Source organism: Pseudomonas sp., from assembly GCF_049653025.1.
GTDB lineage: Bacteria > Pseudomonadota > Gammaproteobacteria > Pseudomonadales > Pseudomonadaceae > Aquipseudomonas.
Genome location: NZ_JBASFM010000001.1, coordinates 1 through 22,104, shown reverse-complemented (window position 1 = coordinate 22,104; position 22,104 = coordinate 1). Strand labels below are relative to the sequence as shown.

General features: G+C 65.5%; 17 protein-coding genes. 9 read left to right on the top strand and 8 right to left on the bottom strand.

Going from position 1 to position 22,104, the window contains the following annotated elements; translation table 11 throughout:
- Positions 1 to 12: 12 nt before the first annotated feature.
- On the bottom strand, positions 13 to 432 hold the full coding sequence (locus WBK23_RS00085; protein WP_424482018.1) for a hypothetical protein: 420 nt from the start codon (positions 430 to 432) through the stop codon (positions 13 to 15).
- A gap of 88 nt (positions 433 to 520) precedes the next feature.
- Here WBK23_RS00085 and WBK23_RS00080 point away from each other — a divergent pair, with 88 nt between their 5' ends.
- Together WBK23_RS00080 and WBK23_RS00075 are read left to right on the top strand one after the other, a co-directional pair.
- Positions 521 to 1,597 carry an aminopeptidase gene (locus tag WBK23_RS00080; RefSeq protein WP_424481976.1) on the top strand — a complete coding sequence of 359 codons (1,077 nt, stop codon included), beginning with the start codon at positions 521 to 523 and terminating at the stop codon, positions 1,595 to 1,597.
- Between the two features lie 49 nt (positions 1,598 to 1,646).
- Complete coding sequence (locus WBK23_RS00075; RefSeq protein WP_424481975.1) at positions 1,647 to 1,877, top strand: DUF1161 domain-containing protein; 231 nt, start codon at positions 1,647 to 1,649, stop codon at positions 1,875 to 1,877.
- Between the two features lie 77 nt (positions 1,878 to 1,954).
- Here WBK23_RS00075 and WBK23_RS00070 read toward each other — a convergent pair whose 3' ends face one another.
- The 3 genes from WBK23_RS00070 to WBK23_RS00060 form a co-directional block, all read right to left on the bottom strand.
- The gene (locus WBK23_RS00070) at positions 1,955 to 2,602 is read right to left on the bottom strand and encodes an HAD family hydrolase (protein WP_424481974.1); all 648 of its coding nucleotides are present in this window, start codon (positions 2,600 to 2,602) and stop codon (positions 1,955 to 1,957) included.
- A 164-nt stretch (positions 2,603 to 2,766) separates the two neighbouring features.
- A complete protein-coding gene (locus tag WBK23_RS00065) occupies positions 2,767 to 3,744 on the bottom strand; it encodes a hypothetical protein (protein WP_424481973.1) in 978 nt (325 codons plus the stop codon).
- A gap of 108 nt (positions 3,745 to 3,852) precedes the next feature.
- Positions 3,853 to 4,401, bottom strand: a complete 549-nt coding sequence (locus tag WBK23_RS00060; RefSeq protein ID WP_424481972.1) for a gamma carbonic anhydrase family protein — start codon at positions 4,399 to 4,401, stop codon at positions 3,853 to 3,855.
- Between the two features lie 124 nt (positions 4,402 to 4,525).
- Between WBK23_RS00060 and prlC the strand changes: the two genes are divergently transcribed.
- A complete protein-coding gene (gene prlC, locus WBK23_RS00055) occupies positions 4,526 to 6,571 on the top strand; it encodes an oligopeptidase A (protein ID WP_424481971.1) in 2,046 nt (681 codons plus the stop codon).
- Positions 6,568 to 6,834, top strand: a complete 267-nt coding sequence (locus WBK23_RS00050; protein WP_424481970.1) for a YheV family putative zinc ribbon protein — start codon at positions 6,568 to 6,570, stop codon at positions 6,832 to 6,834. The genes prlC and WBK23_RS00050 overlap by 4 nt, the downstream gene beginning before the upstream one ends.
- A 119-nt stretch (positions 6,835 to 6,953) precedes the next feature.
- Here WBK23_RS00050 and WBK23_RS00045 read toward each other — a convergent pair whose 3' ends face one another.
- The 4 genes from WBK23_RS00045 to recC form a co-directional block, all read right to left on the bottom strand.
- Positions 6,954 to 7,712 carry a substrate-binding periplasmic protein gene (locus tag WBK23_RS00045; RefSeq protein ID WP_424481969.1) on the bottom strand — a complete coding sequence of 253 codons (759 nt, stop codon included), beginning with the start codon at positions 7,710 to 7,712 and terminating at the stop codon, positions 6,954 to 6,956.
- Positions 7,713 to 7,801: 89 nt separating this feature from the next.
- Complete coding sequence (gene recD / locus WBK23_RS00040) at positions 7,802 to 9,631, bottom strand: exodeoxyribonuclease V subunit alpha (RefSeq protein WP_424481968.1); 1,830 nt, start codon at positions 9,629 to 9,631, stop codon at positions 7,802 to 7,804.
- Positions 9,631 to 13,176, bottom strand: coding sequence for an exodeoxyribonuclease V subunit beta (gene recB / locus WBK23_RS00035; RefSeq protein WP_424481967.1), 3,546 nt, complete (start codon positions 13,174 to 13,176; stop codon positions 9,631 to 9,633). Before recB ends, recD begins: the two co-directional genes overlap by 1 nt.
- Positions 13,173 to 16,433, bottom strand: a complete 3,261-nt coding sequence (gene recC / locus WBK23_RS00030) for an exodeoxyribonuclease V subunit gamma (RefSeq protein WP_424481966.1) — start codon at positions 16,431 to 16,433, stop codon at positions 13,173 to 13,175. Before recC ends, recB begins: the two co-directional genes overlap by 4 nt.
- Before the next feature lie 196 nt (positions 16,434 to 16,629).
- Here recC and WBK23_RS00025 point away from each other — a divergent pair, with 196 nt between their 5' ends.
- The 5 genes from WBK23_RS00025 to WBK23_RS00005 form a co-directional block, all read left to right on the top strand.
- The gene (locus WBK23_RS00025) at positions 16,630 to 18,276 is read left to right on the top strand and encodes a Na/Pi cotransporter family protein (RefSeq protein ID WP_424481965.1); all 1,647 of its coding nucleotides are present in this window, start codon (positions 16,630 to 16,632) and stop codon (positions 18,274 to 18,276) included.
- Between the two features lie 167 nt (positions 18,277 to 18,443).
- A complete protein-coding gene (locus tag WBK23_RS00020) occupies positions 18,444 to 19,433 on the top strand; it encodes a hypothetical protein (RefSeq protein WP_424481964.1) in 990 nt (329 codons plus the stop codon).
- Between the two features lies 1 nt (position 19,434).
- Positions 19,435 to 20,685, top strand: coding sequence for a peptidylprolyl isomerase (locus WBK23_RS00015; RefSeq protein WP_424481963.1), 1,251 nt, complete (start codon positions 19,435 to 19,437; stop codon positions 20,683 to 20,685).
- Complete coding sequence (locus WBK23_RS00010) at positions 20,682 to 21,296, top strand: hypothetical protein (protein WP_424481962.1); 615 nt, start codon at positions 20,682 to 20,684, stop codon at positions 21,294 to 21,296. The genes WBK23_RS00015 and WBK23_RS00010 overlap by 4 nt, the downstream gene beginning before the upstream one ends.
- A 127-nt stretch (positions 21,297 to 21,423) precedes the next feature.
- A partial coding sequence (locus tag WBK23_RS00005; RefSeq protein ID WP_424481961.1) for a formylglycine-generating enzyme family protein occupies positions 21,424 to 22,104 on the top strand: 681 nt, incomplete at its 3' end.

Sequence of the window (22,104 nt, the reverse complement as noted above, 5' to 3'; positions counted from 1 at the left end):
CAGGCGACCCAGTCAGAACGTGCCGCAGCGCAACACCTGCCCCCGCGCCAGCACATTGCGTTGCTCGTCGTACAGCCAGGACTGCGCCTTCATCACCAGCGGCCGCGCTTCCACGCGGTAGCGCTGGCCGGCCGCGAAGTTGGCGTAGCGCAGGCGCATCTGGCAGGTGATCTGGAGTGGCTCGCTCATCCCATCCATCCCGCCGCCACCATTGATCTCGTACTGAAAGCGTACCTGCAGCTCATGGGCACCGGGCGACAGCTGAAAGTAGCGACCATCGTTCAGGCGCTGGTCATCGAGCCGGTCGGCCATCAGCAGGCTGCCGGGATCACTGCGCAGTTCGACCCAGGCCTGCCCTGGGTCGTGCGGCGGCAGCGGTGAGGCGCAGCCCGCGGCGAATAGCGCCGCAGCCAGCAGAATCAATTTGCGCATCATAGGGCTCTCCACGTCGGGGACTGCCCGTTAGCCTACGCCGATCACGCACTGGAGGCAGCAGCGGCAATGCGCTAGCGTGGCGGCCATGAATACACGACTCCAGCGTTTACTCACCCCTGTGGCAGCCCTGCTGGCGCTGTTCGGCCTGCAAGGCTGCAGCACCCTGGATTATTACGGCCACCTGGCCGTGGGCCAGGCGCAGTTGCTGCAGGCGCGCCAGCCGATTGCCCAGTTGCTGGCTGACCCGGCTGTCGACCCCGAACTCAAGCAGCGCCTGGCGCTGGCTCAGCAGGCGCGGGATTTCGCCAGCGCCGAGCTGGGGCTGCCTGACAATGGCAGCTACCGCCTGTATGCCGATATCCAGCGGCCCTACGTGGTGTGGAATGTGTTCGCCACCCCGGAGTTTTCCCTGACGCCCGAGCTGCACTGCTTCCCCATCGCCGGTTGCGTGGCCTATCGCGGTTTCTACAGCCAGGGCCGGGCGCGCGGCGCGGCGGCTTTGCTCAAGCAACAGGGGCTGGACACCTACCAGGCGGGCATCGAGGCGTACTCCACCCTCGGTTGGTTCGATGACCCGATTCTCAACACCATGCTGCGCTGGAGTGATGAGCGCCTGGTCGCGGTGATCTTCCATGAGTTGGCGCACCAGCAGCTGTATGTGGCGGACGACACCGCGTTCAACGAATCCTTCGCCAGCTTTGTCGAGCAGCAAGGCCTGCGCCAATGGCGCACCGAACAAAACCTGCCGGCGCAGGACCCGCAAGGTGAGCAGCAACGCGCGCAGTTTTCCGCACTGGTATTGGCCAGCCGCGCGCGCCTCGAACAGCTCTACCGCAGCGGCCTGCCGGCCGAGCAGATGCGCGCCGGCAAGCAGGCCGAGTTCGCCCGCCTGCGTCAGCACTATGCCGAGCTGCGCGAGCGCGAATGGGGCGGTGTCGGGCACTACGATGGCTGGATCAACGCGCCGCTGAACAACGCCAAGCTGCTGCCCTTTGGCCTCTATGATCAATGGGTGCCGGCCTTTGCCGCGCTGTTTGCCCAGGCGGGCGGCGTCTGGACGCAGTTCTATCCGCGCGTCGAGGCCCTGGCGCAGCTGCCATCGGCCGAGCGCGAGCAGGCCTTGCAACAGTTGTCAGCCCAAGCGCAGAACTTGCGCCGCTAAAATCCAGTCAAAATCCTGTGTTTCCCGTTCACGCAAAAGGAGTCAGGCAATGCATAAATGGACCCTGGCCGTGCTGGTAGGCCTGCTCAGCACCAGCGCACTGGCTGCGCCCAAGCCCTGCGAAGAGCTGCGCGCGGAAATCGAAGTGAAGATCCAGGCAGCCGGCGTTGCCAGCTACACCCTGGAAATCGTGCCCGCCGAGGAAGCCACGGACCCCAATATGGTGGTCGGCAGCTGCGAGGGCGGCCGTAAGAAGATCATCTACCAGAAAAATGGCTAAACGTAGGATGGGTTGAGCGTAGCGATACCCATGCTGCCAGCCGATGGGTTACGCCTACGGCTAACCCATCCTACGGCTTATCCTAAAAACGCCTGGTGCAGCTCGGCCAGGCTGTGGAAGTGGTAGGTCGGCGTCTCGGCCTGTAATTCGGCAAAGCTGCCGAAGCCATAGCCCACCGCAGCCGCGTGCAGGCCATTGCGCCGCGCGCCGATCAGGTCGTGTTTGCGATCGCCGATCATCAAGGTGCTGTCCAGCGCCAGCTGTTCCTGCTGCAGCAGATGGGCGATCAGCTCGACCTTGTCGGTGCGGGTGCCGTCCAGTTCGCTGCCGTAGATCACCTTGAAGTGCCGGGCGAAATCGAAATGCCGGGCAATTTGCTCGGCAAACACGGTCGGCTTGCTGGTGGCGATATACAGCGTGCGCTGCTGGTTCTGCAGCAGCTGCAGCAACTCGTGAACACCCTCAAACAGCTGATTCTCATACAGCCCAACCTCGCGAAAACGCTCGCGGTAGTGGTTGACCGCCTGCCAGGCCGTGGCTTCGTCGAACTGATAGGTGTGCATAAAGCACTGCAGCAGCGGCGGGCCGATAAAGTGTTCCAGCGCCTGCAGATCAGGCTCATCGATACCCAGTTTGGCCAGGGCGTACTGCACCGAGCGGGTGATGCCCTCGCGCGGATCGGTGAGGGTGCCGTCGAGGTCAAACAGGATGTTCTGGTAGTGCATGGCAGGCGTCGCAGCGGAAAAGGTTGCCCAGCATAACGGCAGCTGGTCGGTTGGTGGCCGCCGTGGTTGCAGCTGAGCGACGAACCGGCGCAGTGGTAGGCGCGACTGAGGGCCTGGTGCAGGCCCTTGCGCTTTACCTAGTTGGCGGCGCTATCGCTGTCGTTTCACGCCGCTTGTGGCTTGTAGACCCAGCGCAGGCTCAGGCGGGTCAGCGGCCAGAGCAGGGCCAGCAAGCCCAGACCGAGCAGGCCCAGCAACGCCTCATGGAACAGCTCGCTGCCGCTCAATACGTAGAGCAGCAGGGCGACCGCCACCAGGGCCAAGGCCAGCAACCAGAGCAGCAGGCACAGTAGGCTGGCGAGGAACAGCCGGCCCGGGTTGTGCCGGGCCAACTGCGTCGGCAAGCCGCTCCGGGCTGCGGCGAAGACCAGAGCGGCATACAGCAGGCCGCTAAGCTCAAGCAGGCGGTAGCCCCAGTCGTCGCCGTACGACGACAGCAGATACCCAGGCAGCAGGCCCGCCAGGCCCAGCAGCTTTAAATACAGCGCCGCGAAACACAGGGCGAAGGCCAGCGCCGGCTCCTGACGGCTGACCCTGCTGGCGTTGCCCGGCACGCTGCTGTTGCGCAGCAGATGCAGGCACAGCCACAGCGGCAGCAGGGTATCGAAGGCGAACAGCAGCAGGTTGATCGGCTCACTGACCAGCACCTGAGCCAGCGCCGCTGACTCAAACCATTCGTAGGCCCAGGAGAGCAGATGCGACAGCAGCGGCCCCGCGATAAAACGCACCCCCAGCGACAGCACCAGCGCCATGACGAAATACCCAACCAGCAGCTGTCGTGGTGGGCGAGTGAAGCCGGCAATCGCATGGCGCTCCAGATAACTGCGGCTCAGCAGCAGCACGGCCGCCGCAGCCAGCAGGGTGTATTCAAGCCGTGAGGTCAGGATGCGCGGCAGGTATTCCAGGTAGCTGTCGAGCATCTGCGCATCCGGCTGCAGCCAGACACTGACCAGATTGACCAGCAAGCCAACCAGGCTGACCAGTACGGCCAGGCCCATAAAGGCGTACGGCAAGGTAGAGGCGGCCGCGGGGGCCGTCGCCTGAACGGGCGGGGCGGGTATGGCGAAGGGATTGGCGTGCATCGGCGGGAAGTCCTTTTCTACGGCTGGGTGGGTCGTCGCGCCAGCATAGCCTTCTGCGCGGGCAGGCCATAGCGGACGCTGCCCGGGGCGTGACGCCGATCGCGGCAGCTATTCCGGCTGATCGTAGCCCTCGACCAGGTGCTGATCCTTGAGCTTTACGTAGTTGCCGGCGCTGTAGCTGAAGAAGGCGCGCTCCTTGTCCGTCAGCGCCCGCGCCTGCTTTACCGGGCTGCCGACATAGAGGTAGCCGCTTTGCAGCACCTTGCCCGGCGGCACCAGGCTGCCGGCACCGATGATCACCTCGTCCTCTACCACCGCGCCGTCCATCACGATGCTGCCCATGCCGACCAGGATGCGGTTGCCCAGGGTGCAACCGTGCAGGGTGACCTTGTGGCCGATGGTCACGTCGTCGCCGATGATCAGCGGGTAACCCTCCGGGTTGAATGGCCCGGCGTGGGTAATGTGCAACACGCTGCCGTCCTGCACGCTGCTGCGCGCGCCGATGCGGATGCGGTGCATATCGCCGCGGATCAGGGCGAAGGGCCACACCGAGCTGTCCTCGCCCAGCTCAACATCACCGATGACCACGGACGAACGGTCGACAAACACCCGCGCGCCCAGGCTGGGCGTGGTGCCTTGGTAAGTACGAATCGCCACGATAGAAACCTCTTGAGCTGCGGATTGCCCCGATTGTAATTAACATGCAGGGCATTGCGGTTGTGAAACGTCGCCTGCGACCCCATAACCTGTTCATGACTTCGCGTATCAAAGGTGCCTTGCCGTGTCCGCCAGCAACCCTCTCCTGCAAAATTTCGACCTGCCGCCCTACAGCCTGATCAAGCCCGAGCATGTAGAGCCGGCCATCAGCCAGATTCTCGCCGACAGCCGCGCCGCCGTCGCAGCACTGCTGGCGCAACCGGGCAAGCCGAGCTGGAACGGCCTGGTGCTGGCCCTCGACGAGCTGGGCGCGCGCCTCGGTCAGGCCTGGAGCCCGGTCAGCCACCTGAATGCGGTGTGCAACAACGCCGAACTGCGCAGCGCCTACGAGGCCTGCCTGCCCAAGCTGTCCGAATACTGGACCGAGCTGGGCCAGAACAAGCCGCTGTTCGAGGCCTACGAGGCGCTGGCCAGCAGCCCCGAGGCCAGCGGCTTCGAGGTGGCGCAGCAGACCATCCTCGAACACGCCCTGCGTGACTTCCGCCTGTCTGGTATCGACCTGCCGGAGGCGCAACAGCAGCGCTACGGCGAGATCCAGATGAAGCTGTCCGAGCTGACCAGCAAATTCTCCAACCAGCTGCTCGACGCGACCCAGGCCTGGACTAAGCACATCAGCGACGAAACGGCGCTGGATGGCCTGACCGACTCCGCCAAGGCGCAGATGAAGCAAGCCGCCGAGGCCAAAGGCCTGGATGGCTGGCTGATCAGCCTGGAATTCCCCAGCTACTTCGCGGTGATGACCTACGCCAACGACCGCTCCCTGCGCGAAGAGCTGTACGCCGCCTACTGCACCCGCGCCTCCGACCAGGGGCCGAATGCCGGGCAGCACGACAACGGCCCGGTGATGAACGAGATCCTCGACCTGCGCAAGGAACTGGCCGGCCTGCTCGGCTTCGCCAGCTACAGCGAGCTGAGCCTGGCCAGCAAGATGGCCGAGTCCACTGAGCAGGTGCTGACCTTCCTGCGCGACCTGGCCGTGCGCGGCAAGCCGTTCGCCGCCCAGGACCTCAGCGAGCTGAAAGCCTTCGCCGCCGAACAGGGCTGCGACGATCTACAGAGCTGGGACGTCGGCTACTACAGCGAGAAGCTGCGCGAGCAGCGCTACAGCATTTCCCAGGAAATCCTCCGCGCCTACTTCCCCATCGACAAGGTGCTGACTGGCCTGTTCGCCATCGTCGAGAAGCTCTACGGCATCCAGATCAAGGAGTTGTCCGGTTTCGACAGCTGGCACCCAGACGTACGGCTGTTCGAAATCAAGGAGAACGGCGCGCACGTCGGGCGCTTCTTCTTCGACCTCTACGCCCGCCCCAACAAGCGCGGCGGGGCCTGGATGGACGGCGCGCGCGACAAGCGCCGCGACGCTAACGGAGCGCTGATCAGCCCGGTGGCCAACCTGGTGTGCAACTTCACCCCGGCCTCCCTCGGCAAGCCAGCGCTGCTGACCCACGATGAAGTCACCACCCTGTTCCACGAATTCGGCCACGGCCTGCACCACCTGCTGACCCGCGTCGAGCATGCCGGCGCGTCCGGGATCAACGGCGTGGCCTGGGATGCGGTCGAGTTGCCGAGCCAGTTTATGGAGAACTGGTGCTGGGAGCCGGACGGCCTGGCGCTGATCTCCGCCCACTACGAGAGTGGCGAGGCGCTGCCGCAGGACCTGCTGGACAAGATGCTGGCGGCGAAGAACTTCCAGTCCGGGCTGATGATGGTGCGGCAGATTGAATTCAGCCTGTTTGACTTCGAGTTGCATGCCACCCACGGCGACGGCCGCAGCGTGCTGGAGGTGCTGGAAGGCATCCGCGCCGAAGTTTCGGTGATGCGCCCGCCAGCCTACAACCGCTTCCCCAACAGCTTCGCGCATATCTTCGCCGGCGGTTACGCGGCGGGTTACTACAGCTACAAGTGGGCGGAAGTGCTCAGCGCCGATGCCTTCTCCAAGTTCGAGGAAGACGGCGTGTTCAACGCCGACACCGGCCGCGCCTTCCGCGAGGCGATCCTCGCCCGTGGCGGTTCGCAGGCACCGATGGTGCTGTTCGTCGACTTCCGCGGCCGCGAGCCAAGCATCGACGCCCTGCTGCGCCACCTGGGTTTGAGCGCGGAGGCAGCATGACCGAGACCACGGCAAAACGCTTTATCGCCGGGGCGGTCTGCCCGGCGTGCAGCGAAATGGACAAGATCCAGATGTGGAACGTCGACAACGTGCCGCACCGCGAATGCGTGGCCTGCGGCTACGCCGACACCCTGGATGAACGCGGCAACTCGGTGCCCAAGGAGATTCCCACCCGGGTCAACGTCAGCGCGCTGAAGCCCAAGGCCAGCGACGCCAAGGTGCAGGCGGTGCAGTTCTTCCCCAACCCCAAGCTGAAAAAATAGCCGAGAGCTATTTTTAACGTCGCGCAGCGACGGCCCGCAGGGTGGCCGCCAGGGATGGCAGGCCATCAAAACCGACGGAATACACAAGCTGGCAAGGTGGCAGCAGCAGGTGCGCCAGCTCAGGGCGCGGCGCTCTCGCCCTCTTGCAGATAACCCTCGATCAGACGCTGGTATTCGCCGCTGGCCTGCAGCGCAGCCAGGCCCTGATTGAACTGCGCGATCAACGCCGCCGCGCGCGGATGCTGACGCGGCACGATCAGGTGCAGGGCGCTGCTGCTCAAGGTATCGCTGGAGCGGCGAAAGGCGCTCGCCGGTGCACCGGTCGACTGCAAGGCGGCTTCACCCAGGCGGCGATCGGAAATAAAGAAATCATCGCGCGCCAGCAGCAACAGCTGCGCGCATTCCTTTAGCCCAAGCGGCGAGTGGCGCGTCAGCTGACCCTGATCAAGCAACTGCTGGAGCACCACCGGCGGCTGCCAGCCGAGGGGAAAACACAGGCGCTTGCCGAGCATACTGGCGATATCGGTGACCTCAATCACCTCGCCCGCGCGGCTGAAAATATGCTGCTGCGGGGTAAACAACGGCTCGGAATAGAGGTATTCCAACTCGCGTTGCGCGCTGCGGACATAGGGGAAGGTCGCATCGTAATCGCCGCGCAGGGTCTTCAGGTAGCCCCGGTTCCACGGCTGCCAATCCAGCGTGCTGCTGACTCCACCCGCCTCAAGGGCCGCCCGCACCACCTGCGTCAGCATCCCGCCGGCGGGCAGCGCCTTGCCGGTAAAGGGCGCGTAATCGTCGCCGGTGACCAAGCGCAAAGGCTCCGCCAGAGCGCTGGTGCATAGCACCAAGCTCAGCAGCAGGCAGGTGAGTGTTCGCACGGGCATCAACTCTTGACCTTAGCGCCGGTCGGCGCGACGCAGAGCAGCAGTCATCCTGGTTCCCAGTGTAGGCGGCACTGGGTGCATAACTAATCAAATAACCCCAGCTGTCCAGTGCTGGCTTGTGGAGCCCGCGCCTGTACAGGATCAGGGACACTGGCCAGCCGCTCAGCCAAGCCCGCCGCGCGTTCGGCGCGGGTCGCGACGGCTTCACCCAGGCGCGCGAGCAGGCCCCAGATTTCCACCTTGTGTTTGGCCCGGGTGATGCCGGTGTAGAACAGGCTGCGGCTCAGCAGTGGGCTCGGGCTTTCCGGTAAGGCCAGCAACACCTCGGAAAACTCCGAACCCTGGCTCTTGTGCACGGTCATGGCGAAGGCGCTGTCGTGGCTAGGTAAACGCGCTGGGGCGAAGGGGCGGAAGCCTTCCTCACCCTCGAAGAACACCCGTAAACCATGTTCGCTGTGCAGGCAGATGCCGATATCGCCGTTAAACAGGCCTAGGGCGTAGTCGTTCTGCCGCACCATGATCGGCCGGCCGACGTACCAGCGCTCGCGGCTCGCGACCTGGCTGCGGCGCTTGATCCGCGCTTCCAGCGCTTCGTTGATCCCAGCCACGCCCCAGGCACCTTCGCGCTGAGCGGTGAGGGCGCGGAAGGCGTTGAACGCGGCAAAGGTCGCGGCCGCGTCGCCACTTCTTGCGGCGGCGATAAAGGGCGCGTAACCGCGATCCAACCGTTCCAGCAGATCGGCCGGGGTCGGCGCGGAATTCCAGGCCAGGTCGCTGCGGTCTTCCTTGAGCAGATTGAGGGTGCCGGCGACATCGCCGCCATTGATCCGCCGCGCCAGTTCGCCGATGCCGCTGTCGCCGGCAAAGCGGTGGCTATGGGTCAGCAGCACCACCGCATCGCCGAGGGCGGAGCTCGGCGTGTCGACGGCAACCTGCTGGCCGGTGATGCGCTGCAGGTCCGCCGCGGCCTGAGCGTCAAAGCCGCGACCTTCGCAGAGTTCGGCGAACACCGCGCCGGCTTCCACGGCGCACAGCTGGTCCTTGTCGCCGAGCAGGATCAGCCGCGCGCTGGCCGGCAGGGCATCGACCAGTTTGGCCATCAGCGCCAGGTCGACCATCGAGGCTTCGTCCACCACCAGCACGTCCAGCGCCAGCGGGTTGGCCGCGTGATGCCGCACCTGTGGGCTGTCGCCACGACTGCCAAGCAGACGATGCAGGGTGCGCGCCTCGTCCGGCAGCGCCGCCTTGACCGCCTCACTGACCGGCAGATTGGCCTTGGCATGACGAATCGCCTCGGCCATCCGCGCCGCCGCTTTACCGGTGGGCGCGGCCAGGCCGATAGCCAGACGCTCGCCACCCGGTTGCTCCAGCAGCGCGGCAAGCAGGCGCACCACGGTGGTGGTCTTGCCCGTGCCGGGGCCGCCGGAGATCACCGCCAACTTGCGCCGCACCGCTTGCGCCGCGGCCAGGCGCTGCCAGTCCGGTTGCTGCTGATTGAAGGAAAACAGCCGACTCAAGCTCTCGCTCAGTTGCGTCTCATCAACCACGGGCAGATCGGCAGCACGCAGCAATAACTGCTCGGCCAGCTGGCGCTCGTAAGCCTGGTAGCGCGCCAGATAGAGGCGGCCGTGCTGAAGAATCAGCGGGGTAAAGTCACCGTCCGCGCCGACCAGCGCCGAAGCTTCGAGCTGGGCCTGCCATTCGCCCAAAGGCGGCAGGCGAAAATCCTGCTCGGGCCAGGGCCGCTGTCCGCTCAGGCGCGCCAGCGGCAGGCACACATCGCCCTTGTCCAGGGCCATGCACAGCAGCGCCGCCGAGGCCAGCACCAGCGGGTCGGCATTCGCCTCAAGGCGCTGCAGGCTGTCGACCAGGGCGCGCTCCAGCGGGCCGAGCGGGAGATCGTTAAGCATCATCAAACGCCCTTCTCGAACAGGCTATCCAAGGCATCCAGCAAGCTATCGGCCGGGCGCGAGAAATACACCCCGGCCTGCGGCATGCCGCGTAGAAACAGGTAGTAGGCACCGCCGAGCTGCTCGTTGCTGAAGTCGGCGAGGCGCTGACGGAGGAAGCGCCGCAGCGCCACCAGGTAGATCAGGTATTGCAGGTAGTAATGCTCGGCGGCCAAGGCCTGCAGCAGGCGTTCGCCACCGTAGTAGCTGGCGTCCGGGCCGAGCCAGTTGGATTTGTAGTCGGCGATATACCAGCGCCCGTCGTGCTCGAAGGTCAGGTCGATAAAGCCCTTGAGAAAGCCCTTAAGGCTGTCGAATTCCAGGCGCGCCGCCGCTTCGCGCATCGGCGCGGCGAGGCCATGGATCGGGTCGCTAAGGATCGCGCGCAGGCGCTGCACATCCAGTCCGGCCAGTGGAAAGGTAAAGCCCAGTTCCGGCAAACGCCGCGCCGGGTTAAGGCCGGCCAACGTCAGGCCCTGGCCATCCAGATCGGTGTCGATGACCTGCTGCAACTGGCTCAGCGCCACCGTACTCCAGTCGCTGCTAATGCCGTGACCACTCAGCCCTGGCTCGATCAGCTCATTCAGCGCTGCCTTGCCGCGCGCCCAGTCTTCGAGAATCGCATGCAGGCAGGTACCCGCGCGGGCGCCACGAGGGAAGGCGAAGAAGCCACTGCCCGGTTCGCTGGCAGCGGGCATGACCAGGCCGTCGCGATCCGGCACCTCCATATGCATACCGGCAGCCAGGCCGGAGAAGCTGCCGATGCGCCAGGCGCTGTGCAGGCTGCGTTGCAGGGTGGCGAGTTGCTGCGGTGCCGGGGCGCGCTGTTCGCCGGCCGCGCTGGCCTCTATCGCGCGCAGCGGCTGGACGGCCATATGGCCCTGACTAAGACCAACCAACTGTTCGATTTCAGCGCGCAGGCTATGGGGGCTGAGGCCTTGCAGATGGCCGGCGAGTTCAGCCAGGGCATCGTCGCCCGGTAACTCACGGCCGTGCAGCAGCCAGGCCAGGGCGCTGCTGTGCAGGCCGCTCTCGCTCAAGCTGCCGTCCTTCTTCGCCTTGCAGTCCACCGGGCCCCAGTGCAGCCACAGACGGTCACGGGCGCGGGTCAGGGCCACGTAGGTCAGGCGCAGACGTTCGGCAAAGCGCTCATGCCGGGCGCGCTCGCGGTGTGTGTCGAACTGCTCGCTGCCGAGATCGAGCAGCGGCGTGCCGTCCTCGGCGTGGCAGGTGATGTCCTCACTCTGGCGCAACAACGCGCCGTCCCACAGATAGGGGCAGAACACCAACGGGTATTCCAGGCCCTTGGAGGTGTGGATGGTGACGATCTGCACCCGCTCGGCATCGCTTTCCAGGCGCAGCAGGGCCTCTTCACCGTGGCTTTCGGCGCTGCGCTGGGCGTTGAACCAGCTGAGCAACTGCTCCAGCCCCGGACGTTGCAGGCTCTCGGTTTGCAGCAGTTCGGCCAGGTGCAGCAGGTTGGTCAGGCGGCGTTCGCCATCCACCAGCGCCAGCAAACGCTGGGCGACTTTCTGCTCATCCAGCCAGGCGCGGAAGGCGCGCATAAAGCCTTGCTGCTGCCACAGCTGGTGGTAGCGCTCGGCCGCTTCGCGCTCATCGTCCCAGGCCTGGGCGTTGTCCTGACAGGCCGCCAGGTCCGCCGCGCTGCGCCCGAGCAAACGGCTGGCCAGGGCATAGCGCAGCGCACCCTCGCGGCCCGGCTCGGCATAGGCGGCCAGCACGGCGGCCAGCTCGCTGGCCTCTTCGCTGTGCCAGACGTTTTCCTTGCCGCGGCGCACGCTGGGCACACCACGGGCGGCCAGCTCTGCGGCCACTTCGCTGGCCTGCCGGTGGCTGGCGACCAGCACCGCGATATCGCCACCTTTCAGCGGCGTGCGTTCACCGGCCTGCTCGAAATAGGCTTCGCCCCGACTGCTGGCAGCCAGCACGGCGGCAATACGCCGCGCCGTATCGCGCGCCACCAATGCCCCGGCTTCGCCCTTGCCGAGATGCTCGTCATCCAGCCAGACCAGTGCCAGCGGTGCGTCCGTCTCAGCCTCGACGCTTGGCAGCACCAGCTGTGGCCGCGCGCGCTGACTGGCACCGACCTGCGGATAGTCCAGGCCTTTCTCGGCAAACGGCATGGGCCGCTTGAACAGCTGGTTCAGCGCGGCGATCAGTTCGGGCGTCGAGCGGTGGTTGGTGGCCAGGCTGTATTGGCGCGCGGCTTCGTCGCGGGCCTTGAGGTAGGTGGCCAGGTCCGCGCCCCTGAAGGCATAGATGGCCTGCTTGGGATCGCCGACAAAGCACAGATCACCCTGGCTCTCGTAGATCCGGTGAAACACCTGGTACTGCACCGGATCGGTGTCCTGGAATTCGTCGATCAGCGCCACCGGGTACTGCGCACGCAGGGTGCCGGCCAGATGCTCGCCGCCCTCGCCATAGAGTGCCTGCTGCAGCTTGTTGAGCAGGTCATCGAAGGCCAGCAGACGCTGCGCCGCCTTGCGTTGCGGCAACTGCTGATTGAGCTGGCCGATCAGGCGCACCTGCAGGTCGATCAGGCGCTGCTCGGCCTCGGGCTGTGCCGCGTCCAGAGCGTCACACAACTCCTGCAGAGCGGCGGCCAGCGGGTTGGCCGGGGCGGCTTGATCCTTCTTGCTGGCCTTCAACAGCCCCTCGCGGGACAGCCGGCGGTGCGCCTCGGTCTTGCTGAACAGCGCCGCGGCATCGCTGAAATAGCCATCCAGCTCGGCCTGCCAGACGCCCAGCTTGGCCGGGTTGCACATATTGCTCTTGAAACCCTCGAAGGCCTTGAGCTGCGCCAGCCAGCCGGCACTTTCTCTCTGCCAGAGGCGCTGCGCCTCCTGCCAGGCAGCGCGCAGGCCGCTCATCTCGCTGCTGGTACCCGGCTGCGGCTCGATACGCAGATAGGGTTTGCCCAGGTAATTGCGCAGACGCTGGCGCAGGCCCTGTGGAGTCAGCTTGTGCTGCACCAGAAACGCCGCCCACTCCGGCTCGGCAGCCGCTAACTCATGCCGCCAGAGGTCGGCGAGCAGGGCGTCGAGAATCTCGCGGTCGTCGTGGGTCAGCTCGTTGTCGAAGTCGCCACCGGCCTCGAACGCGGCATCCTGCAAGGCGCGCTGGCAGAAGCCGTGGATAGTGAAGATCGCCGCCTCGTCGAAACCGTGCACCGCCAGGAGCAGACGCCTATGGCTGGCCGCGTCCGGGTACTGGGCGTGCAGGCGATTGAGCAGCTCGTCCGCGCCCGGCCCTTGCTCGTACACCGCCAACAGCTCGGCCAGACGTTTGCGGATACGCTCGCGCAGCTCGGCGGTGGCCGCGGTGGTAAAGGTCACCACCAGGATCTGGCTGACACTGAGCTGCTTTTCCAGCAGCAGGCGGGCGTACAGCGCGGTCAGGGTCCAGGTCTTGCCGGTGCCGGCGCTGGCTTCGATCAGCGAGCGGCCGGTGAAGCTGTCCTGCAACAAATCCAGGCTGGCGCTGCTCATGCCTCGTCCTCTTGATTGTCTTGCAGGGCATCCAGGGCCGGGCCATAGAGTTGCTCGGCCAGCCTTTCGAAGCGCTCGTCCAGCGGTTCGCGGTCGCGGAAGGCCAAGGCGTTCCAGGGGTCCTGGCCTTCGCCGGTCATGTAGTCGTTGCCGTGCCACATGACCCGCGCCTCGCTGCGCGCGGCATCAATCGGCTCCTTGCGCCCGGACTTGCGCCATTTCTTGGCAAAGCCATAGCTGCATTTGGACAATACCGGCAGCGGCTCGCACAGCGCGCTTTTGTAGGCATGCAGCCAGGGTTCGAGCAGCTGCAGGGCGCCCGCCAGCGGCCCCAACCGCCATTCGCTTTTCGGCGAGAGCAAACGGCTGTCGCGACTGATGCCGGGCGTGGCGGCACAGTTGAGCAACAGGTGGCGCAGCCAGAACGGCGCCAGTTCCCAGGCTCCCAGGTCACGCAGACGGTAGTCGAACAGGCCGCTGGCGCTGACCCCGTCCAACCAGCCGTGAATGCGCACGCCAGCCAGCTCGATATCCACCAGCAGCGGCTGCGGTGGGTCATCCGGGCGCTCGTCGAACAGGGTCGGGGCAAAGGCACGGATCGGCCCGCGAATCTGCCCCCAGTGCGCCTGGCCCAGCTCACCCACCGGTAGCCAGCCGGAAGCAGCGGCCACTGCGCGCTCCTGGCGCTCGCTCCAGCCGCGCTCGATGGCCTGCAGGGCCAACTGGCGCAGGCCGTGCTGGCTGGTCCATTCGACGCTAAAGGGCTCGTCGCCGGCCAGGGCTTCCTCGCCCTCGGCCAGGCGCAGGCCGAGACGCTGCTCCAGCAGGTAGCGCGCCGGGTGTTTGAAGCAGTGGATCAGCTGGCTGGGCTCCAGGGTCAGCCAGTCCTGATCCGGCTCAGCCAGCATGCTGGCAAAGGGCGCGGGCGACTCGGCGGCCTGGCTCAGGCGCTGGGCGGCGCGGAACCAGGGCGCGGCGAAACCGGCCTGCTGGCCGCCGGCAAAGTTGCCAGGGGCGAAGGGTTGCAGCGGATGCTGTTGGGTAATCCGCGCGCTGGCTTTCTCGCCATCCGCAGCACAGGCGGCGGTGAGATCGACCACATCCAGCAGCTCGCTGACCAGCACCGAGGGCGGTAGTTCGGCGTTGCTGCGCGGGTCGCGGCCGACGTAGCTGAGGTACAGGCCACTGCGCGCCGAGAGCAGGGTTTCCAGCAGCAGGTAGCGGTCGTCCAGGCGTCGCGCACGATCACCACGTCGAGGTTTCTGGCTGATCAGGTCGAAGCCGGCAGCCGGGGTACGGCGTGGCAGCGCGCCGTCGTCCAACCCCAGCAGGCAGACCAGGCGAAACGGCAGGCTGCGCATCGGCACCATGGTGCAGAAGGTCACCGCGCCGGTGAGAAAACCCGAGGCGGCGCTGCCTTGCTCCAGCGCCGCAGTCAGCTGCTGGCGAATCAGCGCCAGCTCGATCGGCCGCTCGACCCCGGACGCATCGCCCTGTTCCTTGAGCGCGGCGCAGGCCTTGGACAGCAGCAACAGGGTGTCGCCGGCCTCGCGCTCATCGAACAGGCTGTCGATCAGTTGCTGCAGGCTCTCGGCCCACTCGCTGAGGCTGCGCGCGCGTTGCAGCTGTTGCGCCAGCACAGCCAGGCGCTCGACAAACGCGGCTAGGCGGCCAAGCAGCTGCGCCCGGCCGCCTTCCAGGGCATCCAGCGGCCAGCTGTCGCCCAGTAGCGGCGCGCCCAGACCGGCCAACTGCGGCGGTGCGGCGAAACCCAGCAGCAGACGATCCAGCCCTTGCCGCCAGGTAAACGCGGCATCCGCCGGCAGGCCCAGTTGCTCGCGGTGCGCGCCATCGCGGCCCCAGCGCACCCCGGCGTCACGCAGCCAGTCGCGCAGCAGCGGCAGGTCTTCGCCTTCGATACCGGCGCGGCAGGCGATGGCCGGCTGCTCCAGCCAGGCGAGGATTTCCTCGGCGGCAAAGCGGCTTTCCGGCAGCGCCAGCAGGTTGAGGAAGGCCTCGATCAACGGGATTTCCGCGCGCAGGCTGCGGTCGGCCAGGCTAAAGGGAATTCGCGGAACGCCTTCACGGGGGGCAAACACCGCCTCGATATAGGGCGCGTAACGCTCGATATCCGGGGTCAGCACCACCACCTGGTCCGGGGTCAGCCCAGGTTCGGCGGCAAAGCGCGCGAGCAGCTGGTCATGCAGGATTTCCACCTCACGCAGCGGCGAGTGGGCGATATGCAGCTCCAGCGAACGGTCGTCCTCGCGCAGCGGCAAACGCTCCTGCGGCTGACGGGTGCGCAGGCGCAGGATGTCGTTCTGCAGCGCCTGCAACAGGCTGGCGTCGTGCAGGTCGTCATCCTCGGAATACAGGCCGATTTCCTGGCCGCCTTCGACCGAGGCCAGGCTGAACAGGCTGTCGAAAAAGTCGCGGCCCTGCTTGCCGAGACTGGCCAGCAGCGGGTGGCCAACATCCAGGTACCAATCGTCCGGACTGAGTTCGGGTTGCTTGGCCAGCTCACGGATATCGCGAATCTCGCCCCAGGCCTCGCGGCACGGGTTGAGCGCAAAAATGATCACTTCGGTGTGCCGCGCCAGGCCCTCCAGCACGCGCATATGGTGCGGCGGCAGGCTGCTGATGCCAAACACCAGCAGGCGCTCGGGCAGCCCAGCGATAGGCGTGGCGTCATACAGACGGCGCAGCAGGTCTTCGAGCAGGCGTGCGCGGTGCGGGTGGCCGTCCTTGGTCAGTTCACGCCAGAGCAGCGCTTGCCAGGCCTCGTCCGGGCCGAGATCGAGCAGCTCGTTGCGCTCCCAGGCGGCCAGCCAGTCGTCGCGATACAGCAGGTATTGGTCGAATACGTCGGCGATCTTGACAGCAAGCGACAACCTCCGCCGCTCATCGCCGCCGTCGAGGTAATGCGCCAGGCGCGGTGCCTCGGCCAGATTGGCCGGCTCGCACAGCCAGTCATACAAGCGCCAGCTCAGGCTGCTGGGGCTAAAGGCTGATTGCTCCGGCAGCTGGCCCAGACACAGGCGCGACAGGTCCCAGACAAACTTCGCCGGCAGCTGCACCTCCAGTTGCATGGCGATGCCCTGCTTGCGCGCCAGCTCCAACGTCAGCCAGCGCCCCATACCCTGACTCGGCACCACCACCAGCGCCGGCGCAAAGGGCTCGCGCAGCGGCTGGGCGAGCAGCGTGGTGGCCAGCTCGCCAAGGGTTTCCAGGTCAGGGGCGTGATAAAGCGTAAGCATTGGTGGGATCGCATCCGTTCAGTAGCGGGCAAGGTTATCAGCTCACGCAGCCTGGCGGGATTGCGCGACAGTCTGTGTCGCGCGCTGGCGCGGAGCGCCAACCCCAGCTAAAGCTAAACACAGGGCATTCGTCTTTATAACAAGTAAAAACCACGCGTCATGCTGCAACCGGGCTGGCGCGCCAGGGAGCAGCCGCATGCTCACCCTGCTCAATCTTCTGTCTGCCGTCGCCTTGCTGATCTGGGGCACCCATATCGTGCGCAGCGGCATTCTGCGCGTCTACGGTTCGCACCTGCGCAAGGTGCTTAGCCACAACGTCAGCAAGCGACCGCTGGCGTTTGCTGCCGGCATCGGCGTTACCGCGCTGGTGCAGAGCAGCAATGCCACTGCGCTGCTGGTTACCTCGTTCGTCGCCCAGGGCCTGATGGCGCTGACCCCAGCACTGGCGATCATGCTTGGTGCGGACGTTGGCACCGCGCTGATGGCACGGGTGCTGACTTTCGACCTGAGCTGGCTGAGCCCGCTGCTGATCTTCCTCGGGGTGATCTTCTTTCTCTCGCGCAAACAGACCCGCGCCGGCCAGCTCGGCCGCGTCGGCATCGGTTTGGGCCTGATGCTGCTGGCGCTGGAGCTGATCGTCGCCGCCGCCACGCCAATCACCCAGACCCGCGGCATCCAGGTGCTGTTCGCCTCGCTGACCGGCGACCTGCTGCTGGACGCGCTGGTCGGCGCACTGTTCGCGCTGATTTCCTATTCCAGCCTGGCCGCCGTGCTGCTCACGGCGACGCTGACCGGGGCCGGGCTGATCAGCCTGCCGGTGGCCATCGGCCTGGTGATTGGCGCGAATATCGGCAGCGGCGTGCTGGCCTTTCTCAACAGCAGCCTGCAAAGCCCAGCCGGCCGTCGCGTGGCCCTAGGCAGCCTGCTGTACAAGCTGATCGGCCTGCTGCTGGTGATGCCGCTGCTCGACCCGCTGGTGCGCTGGCTGGACAGCCTGAACTGGCGGCCCGAAGAACTGGTGATCGGCTTTCACCTGCTTTACAACAGCCTGCGCTGCCTGCTGATGCTGCCCACGGTCGGGCTGATGGCGCGCTTCTGCAACTGGTTGCTGGCTGACCGTGCCGAGGAAAACGGCGTGGCCCGCCCGCGTCATCTCGACCCCACCGCATTGGCCACACCGAGCCTGGCGCTGGCCAATGCAGTGCGCGAAACCCTGCGCATCGGCGACCTAGTGGAAACCATGCTCAGCCACCTGCTAGAAGTGCTGCGCGGCAACCAGCCGGCCCTGAGCAAGGAGCTGCGCCGCCTCGACGACGATGTCGATGCGCTCTATAGCGCGGTCAAACTCTATCTGGCTCAGGTGCCGCGCGAGGTGCTGAGCGAACACGACAGCCGGCGCTGGGCGGAGATCATCGAGCTGGCGGTGAACCTGGAGCAGGCCGGCGACATCGTCGAACGCATGCTTGGCAAGGTGCAGGATCAGAAGACCGCGCAACGCCATTCCTTCTCCGACAGCGGCCTGGAGGAACTCACTGCGCTGCACGGCCAGCTACTGGCCAACCTGCGCCTGGGCCTGTCGGTGTTTCTCTCCGGCGACAAGGAAAGTGCGCGCCAGTTGCTGCGTGAGAAACGTCGCTTCCGCGCCCAGGAACGGCGTCTGGCGCACGCCCATGTCGGCCGCCTGCATCATCAGGTGGTGCAGAGCATCGAGACCAGCGCCCTGCACCTGGAGCTGATCGGCGATATGAAACGGCTTAACTCGCTGTTCTGCTCCAGCGCCTATGTGGTGCTGGAAAGTGGCGAAACCGGGGCCTTGCATGAGGATGACAACGGCGCGGAATAGACCGCGGGAAAGCCCGAACCCCGCGAAATTGGTCTATACCACCAAACCTTGGTTGGGTTGAGCGGCTTAAACGACTCTGCTTTAAGTTGGCGTGCGGCATTGCAACAGTTTTGCCATCAATGCCCGCTAATACTGCGCAACTCCAACAACAAAAGAGCGCCCTCCTCATGAAAAACCTCACCACTCTGGCAGTTGGTCTAGGCCTGGCTTTTGCCGCCGGTCAAGCCAGCGCCTGGTCGCAACCTACGCACAAGAATATCGTCAAGGATGCCCTGGCCTTCCTCAACTCGGCGCATGCCACCCCCGAGATGAAACGTGCCTACCAGTTCTACGTCGGCGCAGCCGGCAGCGAAGCGCGCGCCGGCGAGATCCTCGGCCAGGCCGCCTATGACGTCGACGACTTCCAGGACACCCGCCTGGGCGGCTGGTGGGTCGGCTACGAGCACGCGCCGGTGTATGGCGCAGCGGCCTCGCTGGTGAATTACACCTCCTACTGGCACTTCATCAACATGGCCCGCCAGGGCGACGACCACGGTAACGACCACGGCGGCTACGACTACCGCTACCGCAAGGTCGATGGCAGCTGGAGCGGCGATGTCGACTGGTACGCCATGGTCTACCTGTACAACCGCGAGCTGAAGAAGAGCGACTTCGACAGCACCGAGGCGCACTACCGCCAGGGCAGCAGCTCCAACTGGCAGGCGCACTACGGCGACTTCCAGACTGCGGCCTTCCAGCCCATCGATAACCTGGCCAAGTACTGGTTCGACCAGTTCAAGACCGCACCCTCGCTGCAAACCATCGGCTACTCGCTGCACACCACCGGCGATGTGGCGCAGCCGCACCACGCCTGGGTCACCTCGGGCAATGGCCATTCCGGCTGGGAAGGCTGGGTGGACGATCACTACTTCAGCGAAGGCCTGAACAACATGGCGGCTGTGGCCAGTCGAGTTGGCAGCTACGACGCGCAGAAGCCGATCCGTGATCTGCTGACCCAGACCGCCCAGGTCGCCTATCAACGCCCCGAACCGCTGTATGACACCAGCTACGCCACCCGCCTGCGTGTGGCCAAGGAGCTGATTCCGGAGTCCATCGCCCTCACCGTCAGCGTGCTGACCAAGGGTGCCAACACCTTCCACGGCCAGGGTGGCCTGTAAGGTGCGCGGGACTCTCCAGCGCGGTTGGCTGGTGCTGGGGCTGACGGGCTTTTGCCTGTCGGCCCTGGGCAGCCAGGACCTGCGAATAAACAACGAACGCCTGCCCGGTAAGAGCATCGGCCTGCTGGAACAGGCCATGACCCAGGTCAAATTCAATACTGACTTGCGCCTGCTGCGCACGGGGCTGGCGGAAAATCACCTGCTGGCCCGCGAGGTGGAAGACGAGCTGAACGACAAATACCGCCGCGACCTCGATGCGCTAGTCGAGCGCGAGGCGGCCAACCTGATCGAACAGGTCTACGGCAAGCAATTCGACCGCGACGTGCGACCCTTTCTGCGTCAGCCGCAACCGCTGAGTGCCGAGCGTCTGCGCCAGGTGCTGGCACCGCCCACCCAGGGCGTGGTGCTCGACAGCCTGCAGCTGAGCGCCGAGCAACAGGCCGAGGCGGCCCAGGTGCAGCTGATCCACTGGCAGTTCCCCGGCCAAGCCGAACAGCGCCTGAACCTGCTGACGCTGTACCAGGGCGATAACGTGCAGGGGCAAGTCGAGCTGCAACAGGGCAACCTGGTGTATATGGCCGAGCAAGTGCGCCAGCAGGCGCTGCGCGACTACCTCTGGTATCAGCTGGGGCAGAAGGGCTTCGACGCCCGCGAGCAGGCCGGGCTGCGCCAACTGGTGCGCGACAAACTGATCCGTCACCAATACCTGCACCAGATCGGCCTGCACAACGACTTCCACCACGAAACCGACAGCCTGCGCCAACGCGCGCGGCAGGTCAGCGATGCGGATGCAGATGCCTATTACCAACGAAATCTGAAGCAGTACCTGAACGTCGCCCAGGTGCAGGCCGCGCATATTCGCCTGGCCGATCAGGCCCGCGCCGACCGGGTGTATGCGGAACTGCAAAAGGGTCTGAACTTCGATGATGCCGTGCGGCGTTACTCCCTCGCCGACGACAAGACCCGTACTCCGGCCGGCGATCTTGGCCTGATCCGCCCGCAGGATGCGCAGCTGGATTTCCTGCGCAAGACCGCCCTGCTGCAGAAGGCCGGTAGCCTGTCGCAACCGATGCTGATCGACGGTGCCTTCGAGATCGTTCAGGTGCGCCAGCGCGAAGACAAGCAACTGCCGCTTAGCGACCCCAGCGTGCGTTACGAGGTCAACCAGGCCGTGGCCAAAGAGCAACTGGCCCGTGAGCTCCAGGCCCGCGTCGACGCTCTGCTGGCCGATGCCAAGGTGGAAGGGCTATGAAGCGCTGGCTTGCCGGCGCACTGCTCGGCGCAGGTGCGGCGGGGCTGGTCGGTGTGTGGTGGGGTAGCCAGGCCGCTGCCACGCCAACGACCGTGGCACCAGTAGCGCAACCCAGTCGGTCGCCGATCAAGGTGCCTGCAGCCACCGCAACCGCAGCGGTTGTGCCGCCATCTGCAACACCTACAGTCGCCAAGCCGTTACCTGCGGATGAGCCTGAATCGCCGACACTGAATGTCCAGGAAGCGCAGATGCTGATCCAGCTGATGGCCGAGCAAGGCGACCCGCGCCGCCCGCCACTGGGCCAACTCAAGCCGCGCCAACCCGCCTCCGCCGCCCAGCTCGCCGACCCCGCCCAGTACAAAGCCTTCGAAGACCAGCACAGCCGCGACCTGATCATGGCCTACGCCAGCGGCGTGCAGCAGATCCCCGCCATCCGCGAGCGCATCGAACAAGCCGCCCAATCCGGCGAACGCAACGCCAACGAAATCGACGAAGCCCGCGCGGCGCTGGAGCAACTGGAAATGCTGCAGAGCAAACTGCAGCGAGAACGACCGGAGTTGTTGCCTGCTGAAAACACACGCAGCCCTGCACAGCCCGCTGGCAGCGGTTAAATGAGACCTGGCACCGCATTCTGCGATGCCAGTACTGAGCGGACGACTGCCAGCAATTCGCCGCCATTGGGTTTTGCCGCCTCGCCTGCTAAGTTCGCGCTCCTGTTGCTTAGACAAGGATCGTCCAATGCTTTTCCGTGTGCCACTTGCTGTTCTCTTATTGGCGTTAACGGGCTGCCAAGCCCAATCCGAACCGTTTCCCAGCAGTAGCAAGCTAGCACCTGCCAAGGTCAAGGCGATCGCAGCGGCAATCACCCAGCGCCACCCCAATCTGTCCGCCGAACAGCACGACACAGTGCTGCGCACCGTGGTGCGCTCGCTGGATGATATGGTGTTTATCGAGGGCGGCGAGTTTGACATGGGCGATTTCGGTTGGCCGTGCGATCGCGCGCTGACCGAATTATGTGAATGGCCGTGCGGTGTGCCACTCGACCAGCTCTGCGTTATTACCGAGAACATGGAAGACAGTGGGGTGCACCCCGTGCGCCTGAGCAACTTCCATCTATCGCGCTACCAGACCCGTCAGGGCGATTTCGACCTGTTCCAAGTTATTCACGGTAAGCCGCTCTCCAGTGCCGAGTACCGCGACAGCGAGCAAATGCAGGAGTATTTCGCACCGGACAAACCCGCCCCGACTAGGTATTGGCAGGAGGCCAAGGATTACTGCCTATGGCTGGGTGAGCTCAGTGGTGCGCCAGTCGATCTGCCCTCAGAGGCACAGTGGGAGTTCGCGGCCCGCAACCGGGGTCAGCACGTTATCTACCCGACCGATACCGGCACCCTGGATTTCGGCCGCAACTACCCACCA